The sequence below is a fragment of the Paraburkholderia sp. J63 genome (assembly GCF_905220245.1).
Lineage (GTDB): Bacteria > Pseudomonadota > Gammaproteobacteria > Burkholderiales > Burkholderiaceae > Paraburkholderia.
The window spans coordinates 26,550-34,963 of record NZ_CAJMZF010000062.1; the positions used below are offsets into that span (position 1 = coordinate 26,550).

At 65.3% G+C, this 8,414-nt stretch carries 4 protein-coding genes; all 4 read right to left on the minus strand.

The genetic code is table 11. The features are described from left to right. Positions 1-40: 40 nt before the first annotated feature. Complete coding sequence (locus tag U5775_RS35980; protein WP_322062901.1) at positions 41-4,768, minus strand: alpha-2-macroglobulin; 4,728 nt, start codon at positions 4,766-4,768, stop codon at positions 41-43. 161 nt (positions 4,769-4,929) lie between these two features. After that, entirely contained in the window at positions 4,930-5,619 is a 690-nt protein-coding gene (locus U5775_RS35985; RefSeq protein WP_322062896.1) for a DUF1175 domain-containing protein, read from the minus strand. Positions 5,620-5,621: 2 nt separating this feature from the next. Beyond that, the gene (locus U5775_RS35990; RefSeq protein ID WP_322062897.1) at positions 5,622-7,490 is read right to left on the minus strand and encodes a DUF2138 family protein; all 1,869 of its coding nucleotides are present in this window, start codon (positions 7,488-7,490) and stop codon (positions 5,622-5,624) included. 453 nt (positions 7,491-7,943) lie between these two features. Next, a complete protein-coding gene (locus U5775_RS35995; protein WP_322062898.1) occupies positions 7,944-8,201 on the minus strand; it encodes an RNA-binding protein in 258 nt (85 codons plus the stop codon). Positions 8,202-8,414: the final 213 nt, after the last annotated feature.

Here is an 8,414-nt window from a genome sequence, read left to right on the forward strand (position 1 = left end):
CCCGGCGCCCCATACGGCGATACGCAGCTTCACGCCCGCCTCAATCGATGCGCAGCGTGACCATACGGTCGCTGCGGCCGCCTTCATACGCCTTCTGTTCCGGCTGGTACATCCGGAAGTAACGCGCGGGCGGCATCGTGAATGTGCCAGGCAGTGCGAAGCGCACGAGCTGGCGCAGCGCCACAGGACGATCGAGCAAGGGCACGGGCTCGTGATAGCTGAGCTCGCCCATCTCATAGCTGGCCGCGCGCGCGAATGGCTGCGGACCGCTGCCGCCCTCGCCCGCGCCGGGCAGCCCGGCAATGCTCACGCCCCAGCTCGTCGCCTCCACGGAACCGCCCGGCGGCAGCGGCACGTCGAGCAGACCGTAATGGAGCGCCGATTTGTCCTGCGGTGTGAGCGTCACTTCGTCGACATAGAGCGCGTTGCTGTCGATGGCGTCGCCCGCTTTCATGCGATGCGCCTCGAACGTGAAGCGGCCCGCCTGCTTTTCGGCATCGCTCGTGGGCGCAATCGGGTCGAGACGGTAGAGCGTGCGCTCGATCTTCACGGGCAAGCGGCTCGCCTGGGCCTCACGGCTGCGGTACGAAACCAGCGCCGAGACATCGGGGCGCGCGCCGCCCACGTCGAGCGCGGTAGGCAGCGCCGCGCCCGTCCACTTCCAGAGCGTCGCGCCCGTGGGCGTCGTCGTGCGTGCCCAGCCATTGCCCTGCAGCGTGGGCAACGGCTGCGCGGCATCGCCCGCGCGCGAGCCGGCCATGGCCTTGCGCAGCCACAGCAGCGTGAGCGCGCGATCGACAGTCGGATACGTCGCACTGCTCTGGGTGAGCACTGCATTTGCATCGACGGGCGTGCCGGCATCACCGGCCATCGCCAGCAGGCTCTGAATCAGCGGCGTCGGGTTCGTCATGAGCGACGCGCGTGCGCGCGCGGCCAGCGCATCGAAGCCTTCGGGCAGACTCGCGTTCGTTGCGCGCGCTGTCCATGCGGTCAGCACCACGGCCGCTTGCAGGCCGCGCGTCGAGTCGGGCGCGGCGAACACGAGGCTGTCTTCGGCGCCATATGCATCGCGCGATGCTTTGGCATCCTGATCGAACATCGACGATGCCTGTTGCGCGAGCTGGCCGGCCACACCCGACACGGGCGTCGCCACCGGCAAGCCCATTTGCTGCAGCAGCCAGAGCGCCAGCGCGCGATGCAGCAGCGGCTCCTTCGCGCCGTTGTCGCGATAGATATCGAGCGCGTGCTGCCAGTTGCTGTCCGGCAACGTGATGCCGAGGCTGCGGCTCGCGAGCCAGTCCGCGTAGTACGCATAGGCCGTAATGAACGCGCTGCCGCCCGTGGTGTCGCCCCACCAGCCGAATGCGCCATTGATGCCGGCAAGCAGCGCGAGCCGTTGGCGCTGATTGCGCAGACGCGCTTCGAGATCCTGCGTCGCCGTGCCATCGGCATCGCGGCCCAGCGCGTCGTGCGCGAGCGCGAGCGGAATCAGTCGGCTCGATGTCTGCTCGGCACAACCATATGGGTACGCAATGAGATCGTCGGCCACGCGCGCGAACTGGCTCGCGCCGCTCGAGACGAGACGCACGCGCACGTCCTGCGCATCGGGTGCAAGCGCGAGCGGTTTCGGGTTTGCATCGAGCGTCACGGGGATTTCGCGCAGATCGAGCCAGCCCGGCGCACCGAGGCTCACCGAAGTCTGCAGACGATCCATCTCCTTGCCATTCACGCGCAGGCTTGCATCGACGAGACCCGGCGTGAGTGCGGTGCGCGGCAGTGCCAGATAGTTTGCGCCGGGCTTGAGCGTCACCTTGCGATCGAGCGCGAGGCCTGCGCCATTGACCGTCCACTGCGCATCCACATTGGACGTGCCCTGGTTGAACGCAAGCATGTCGATCGCCGGCTGGTCGCCACTGCGGAAGCTCGCGGGGCCACTCCATTTCAGATAGAGCGGTTTGTCCGAGCGCACATAGGCAGTGCGCTGCCCCACAGTGCCGTCCGCTGAAATCGCACGCACGGTGATGCGCCAGCGCGCGAGCGCGTCGGGCATGCGGAAGGTCATGCGCGCGTGGCCGCTCGCATCGGTCTGCAGATCGGCCTGCCATGCGGCCGTGTCGATGTCGTCGCGACGCGGACGCTCCAGCACCTTCACACCACGTTCGTTGTACTGACCACGCTGCGGACCGCCCGGCGCACCGCGCATCGCGGAGAGCGCGAGATCGTAGGTGATGAACGAAAGGCTCGACGTCGTGCGGACGTTGTTGCGGCGCGGATGATAGAAGAAGTCCACGATATCGGGCGCAATCTCGGGCTGCAGCACGTAGACCATTTCGTCGACCACGCTCACGGTGAGATGAGCGGGCAGCGCCTTGCCGCCGAGCGTGCTGCCGAGATCGAGCGTGACGGTTTCGCCCGGCGCGTAGACGGGCTTGTCGCTCTTCACGGCGAGATCGATCGAGGGCTTCGCGACCACGATGCCCGCGTTCTGGAACACGTATTCGCCGTCGTGCACGTAAAGCACCGAGAACGTCATGTTGGGGGCAAACTCGGGACCGACCTTGATGCGCGCTTTCCATTGCGTGGGGGCAACGCGCGTGAGGCTCAGCCAGTCCGCGCCCGTCGAAAGCAGTGCGCGCGCTTCCACGCTGTCGCGTTCGAGCGTGAGCAGCGCATCGTCCACGGCATACGGGAACGTGATGAGCGCTTCGGCCGTATCGCCGATACGGTAACGATCACGATCGAACACGATCTCGACGCTGCCGGGAATCGCCTTGAGGCCGTCTCCGGCCACCCAGTGGCTCGTCGCCGCGAGCAGGTTGCCCGCGTCGTCTTTCACCGAGAGCATGTACGAACCCGGTTCGTCGAATTGCAGCGGAAAACTCACGCGTCCATCCGCGCCCGCGGCGGGCAGCGTGCCGTCGGCCTTGGTCTGCGATTCGAGACGCACCCATTCCCACTTCGCCGGCTTGTGCGCGGGCGCAGCGTTCGCCCCGATGCCCGCATCGGCTTGCGTCTGCGCGGCCAGCGTGAACGTCACGCGTTCGCGCGGTTGCGAGAACGACCTGACCGTGCTCAGACCATACGGTGTGGCGCCGCGCGCGATCAGCACTTCGCGCGTCACGCGCACGCGGTACGCGGCGCCGTCCTGCGCAAACAACGTGAGTGCGTAGCGGCTCGGCTCCTTCGCGGCGGGCAGCGTGAGCGTGGCGTTGCCATCGCTATCGGCCTGCAATTCCTGCTGTTCGAGCTTCACGGGAAAGAGACCCGAATAGCGCAGCTCGCCGTCCACCATCGCCACTTTTTGCGCGCGCAGCGTGACCGACACCTTGCCGTTCTTGACGGGCTTGCCGTCCGGATAGCGCAGCGCGATCTTGCCCTTGGGCGTGTCGCCGGTCGCGTAATCGGACTTGTCCATCGTGAGGTTCACGTCGAAATGCGGCTTCACATACTCCGCCACGCGGAACGCCCCGCCATAGCTGTCGCCGTTGTAGCTGAAGCGCAGCGTATAGCCGCCACCCTGCGCGGTCGTGGGCAGCGTGAAGGTCGTTTCGCCACCGCTTTCCGATGCGAAATTCACGTTGCGCGTCGCGATCGGCGCACCGTTCGGATCGAGCACGTCGAGCTTGAGCTGCGCGGGCGCGGCGGGCGTCGACTGATTCGCACTCTGGAACGTGCGGCCGATGAACTTCACGTGGACCGCGTCACCGGGACGATATAGCGGCCGATCCGTCACCGCGTAGATTTTGGTGTTATAGATCTCGCTGTCATAGTAGAAGTTTTCCGATACGAAAACGCCGCCCTGCGGATCGCTGCCGATCACATAGCTGCGCTCGAGCGAGACGTGCTGAAGCAGCAGCGCGCCATCCGCACCTGTAGAACCGCTTTGCAGCACGCCCACGCCATCGGTCCAGCTCACCTCGGTGTTGGGCACCGGCTTGCCGTTGTCGCGCCGCGCGGTCCATACCAGCAGGCCACTCGACGCGGCCTTCACGACGGCGACCGTATCGGAAACGAACAGCAGCGTATGCGCGCGGTAGTTTCCGATCATGGCCTCGACGAGATAGAGCCCCGGCGGCAGCTTGCCGACCGGAATCATCACGTTGCCCGGCGGCGCCTCCAGGAAATTGCTGCTGCTGCCCGCGAGATTCACGTCCTTGGGCGGCTGAATGGTCTTCGCGTTCCAGATGGGGTAGCGAAAACGCGTGACCAGTTCATAGCCGCGCAGCGGCGCAAAGCGCGATTGAGGCTCGAAATGCGTGGGCGCGCCCGTCTGCTCGCCGAGCTTGAATTCGGGCTTCGCCTCGGTGACCTTGCTACGCGTCGCGAACGAAAGCACGCGCTGCCAGGCGCGGCGCGCGTCGCTGAGCCAGCGGTCCCACAGGTACGCGAGCGTGTTCGCGAGACCCTCGCCCTGATAGTTCGGCTTGATGTTCAGGCGATGCAGGTTCTTCTGCGCCTTGAGAAATGCGAGCGCATTGGGCACCTTGTAGACGACGATATCCGCGCCGCCATAGCCTTCGAGCTCCGACTGGAATTCGCGGCCCGGCGCTTCCAGACGCACTTGCGCGAGCTGGTTGCTGCCGAAGCTCGCATCGGAAAGCAGGAAGAACGGCTGGCCCTGCACGACCTGGCTGTCGTAACCGCTCGGCGTTGGCGCGCCCAGCGTGGGATTCGCGTCGATGCTCTGCTGCGCGGCGCTCTCACCGTTCGAGGCGTTGTCGCCGTCGTCGGCCCAGGCGGGCGTGGCGCTTAGGCAGACGCACAGCATGAACAGTGCGATCAGCGTGGCAAGCAGCGCCGAGGCGCGCGAACCTGCGCTGCATTTCGCATCGGAAATCCGGGCCGTTGCGGAAAATTTCGTATTGGAAATGCGCGAGAAAAACGGCGCAGCGGAACGCGGCGAAACAAGCAGACGTTGCATGGCGGCACTCATGGCGTCAGGAACGCGAAACGAAACACACCGACGAAGTTCGGATTGCCGTCGAACGGCTGCCAGCGGGAATCTTTCCATTGCATCAGATCGGAAACGGCGACTGCGCGCAGACCGCTATCGGTCGGCGTGACGGTGCCCGTGTGATAAGCGATGTAGCGGTCCAGCCAGATCATCAGATGCTGGTCGTCGCCTTGATCGAAGAACAGCAGGTCGCCCGGCAACGCCTGATTGACGTCGCGCGAAACGAAGCGGCTGTTGCGTTGAATGAGCGCGATGGCCGAAGCGTAGGCACCGACGCTGCCGTCGATGCGCGTCCAACGGTTCGCAAGCGTGCGCTGCGGCGGGCTCAGTTGCAGCTCGGGCGGCAGTCGGCTTGCGTCGCTGGCCTCGTTCATGCCGTTGGCCTTGAGCCAGCGCGCGTCATGCTCGCGCAGCGCCTCCATGGCCGCAAAGCGCACGAGGCCCGCGCAGTCGCGCTGGGTCCAGCGCGGCGTGGGACCACGGCGCATCTGCTGATCGACGATGCGCACGAACCACGCGCGAAATATCGTCGATTGCTCGGGTGTGAGCGCGTCGGGATCGGGTACGGGCTGCATCGGCATGAGCGCGCGCGCCGGGCCCGCAAGCGCTACGCCGAGCGCGGCCGCGCCGGCCGCCGCGCAACGATGGAGAAACCGGCGGCGCATGATCAGTCGCCGCTCGTGCCGGGCTGGGCCGGCCGATCGTCGGTGCTCTGCGCGGCGTCTGCGCTCGCGTCGCCGGCATCGTTGTCCGCGTCTTTCGGGCCTGCGCCCAGCGGATGTCCCGCTGCCGCGTCGCCGCGCGGCCCCTCGCTCGCTCGCGGCTCGACCTGCCACTCCACCGGCACCCAGCCCGCCGACGAAGGCAGCGAGTCCGGCAAGCTCAGCGCCAGCGGCGGATAGTTCGCCACCGCGTGCAGCTTCGGCAGCAGATGCGTGCGCGCGGCATTGCGGAAGATCGCTTCCTGATCGGCCGGCAGCGCACGGCCCGCCTCGCGCTCCACGAGCGCCGCAGCAGTGGACGGCGTGACCGACAGCACCGTGGTCGACAGGCGCTGCGGCGGGAGCGTGTCGGCGATGGCCGGATAACGCTTGTCGAGCACGGCGAGCGTGTCGTCCACGAGACGCGCGTCGGGCGAGAACACCACATAGCCGTGCGCGAGCGCGAGCGTCACCGGAAAGTAGCGCGGCGCGGAAAGCTGCGCCGCGTAGGGCGAGCCCGCACTCTGCGCCGTGCCCGAGCGCGCGCTCACCGCGCGCGTCCAGAGCGTGACGCCGGCGGACGGCTCGCGTGTCTGCACGGGCAGGCGGCGATAGCCAGCCTCGTTACCGGCCTTCGCCTCATACGCGCCGATGGCATCGCCAAAGACGCTCGCCAGCGCACCTTTGACCGCAGCCAGTTGCGCCGGATCCTGCGCCACCTCGGGCTTGAGGCGCGCGACGAACACGGGTGCCACCAGCGTCGACTTCGCATACCAGCACACACCCGCGGGCCCGGCGAGGCGCTCGCGCAAGACCTTCGACGCGGCTTGCTCGCCCTCGCCCAGCTTGTCGAGCAGATCGGTGGCATCGTTCCAGTCGACCGGCAGGCTCGCGCAAGCCGCCGCATTCGCAGGCAACGCGCGCCAGAGGTCGGCGCTGTCCCAGTGTTGCGGCAGATGGGCGGGATCGATCAGCGCGGCCGTGCTCCATGCGCCGCTCGCCTGCGCATCGTTCTTGCCCGACGCGGCGAAATCGAAACGCAGCGCATTGACGCCCGAGAAAAAGGCCTGATAACCGAACGAAAGATAATTGACCGAGACGATCAGCCGATGGCCATTCACGTCGGCGGGCGCATTTTCGAGGCGATACGTGCGCAGGGCGTCGTCGCCGCCGTCGTCGAGCATCTTCGCAAGCGCCTTGGCGCGCTCGCCGATCGTCTTGCCGTCGGCGTCGAGCAGAATGCCGGGCTCCGACATGATGATGAGCCGCTCACCCTTCGCCGCGAACAGCAGCGTATGGCCGACTGCGAGCTTGAGCGCGTAGACCGGTACGTCGCCGGAAAGCGTAGCCGCCTGACTCAGCTGGCTATCGCCGGCCGCGACGTTCGCCGCGGCCTGCATCAGTTTCGCGAGGCCGTTGCGGTGCATCGTCATCACCCAATAGCCGAGGCGGCCATCGGGAGAGCGCCACAGCAGCACGCGCGAGGGTTCGTCGAATACGCGCTTGATGAGTTCGTCGCGCCAGTCGAGATCATGCTCGAATGCGAGCCGCCGTACGGCGCCCTCCGCGGAAAGTCGCGTGGAACTGGATTCGTAATAATCGACGAAATCGCGCGTGAGCAGCGTACGCAGCAAAGGCACACGAATCATGTCGCGTGGCAAACGCGAAAGGGCTGCGCTCTCGATAATGGCGTCGGGATAACGAATATCGAAAGCGACTTCGTGAGATCGAAACGCCGACCTCCCTCCCAATGGGCGCCAAATCGCCTGAATGGCAACCAGCGCAGCGATTAAAACCGCAGCAATTAGCGCGGCCTTTTTGCGCGTTAACTTCATCGAATCAATCGCCCTGAATTGGAATATGGGTCTTCTTTCGTGCCGCCGCGCCCATTGGAGCACACGGCCGTTTGTTTACCGCGCGCGCCGACGCTTTCTACACGAACGGCTATTTCCAGTTGGCAGCGATGCTACCTTAAAATCCATTTAAACGGCGTGAATGATTCTGGACGCTAGACATATTCGCAATTTTTGACATTTTATCATTATGCATATTGCGTAGCGCATTATTGATTGCGCGGATTGCGACATCGAATTGAGCCGATGGGCGCGAGATTTGGCCCGTTTTTGCGGCACATCCAGGATCTGGTCGCGTGGGCACGACGAAGCCGCTCGTCAGGTAACGCGCGGACAGTGCCTGGTTTGCACAGGGCGCTTCATCGCAGGTATGCATATGCACGCGTCTCGCACAGGTCTGCGCCGGCATGCTGGGATCTCGCTGAAGCCGTACGGTCAATCGGCTTCGTGCACAGGCAGTACCTGCACGCTGATCGTGCGGTTATTCCAGAACATGTTGTGCACGCGCGGTTGCAGCATGCGCAAAACTTCGTCGGTAACGTTGGCGTAGTGCAGCAGCGCAGCTGGACGAGAGCCCGCACCCGCTACGCGTTGAATGTTGTCATACGGCGGGAAACCATACTTCTGCAAAAAAGCGTTGATCTCGTCGTCAGAAACACTTTCTTCGACGTTTCCAAGCAGCAATTCGGCCATGGCGCACCTGACTTCGACGTTGAGATTCGGCGTTCGGGTAGACGTTCAAGCGCTCATGATAGTGCGCGGCGCGATATGGCGCCGCCAGTTGGGCCATATGGTGGGGCAGATCGTTTTGGTGGCGTGCAGTTGCGCACGCTTTTCCGCATGCGTAAACGCCAGAACCCCGGTGCTCATTCTGAGCCACCGGGGTTCTGGACTTACTGCATAAGA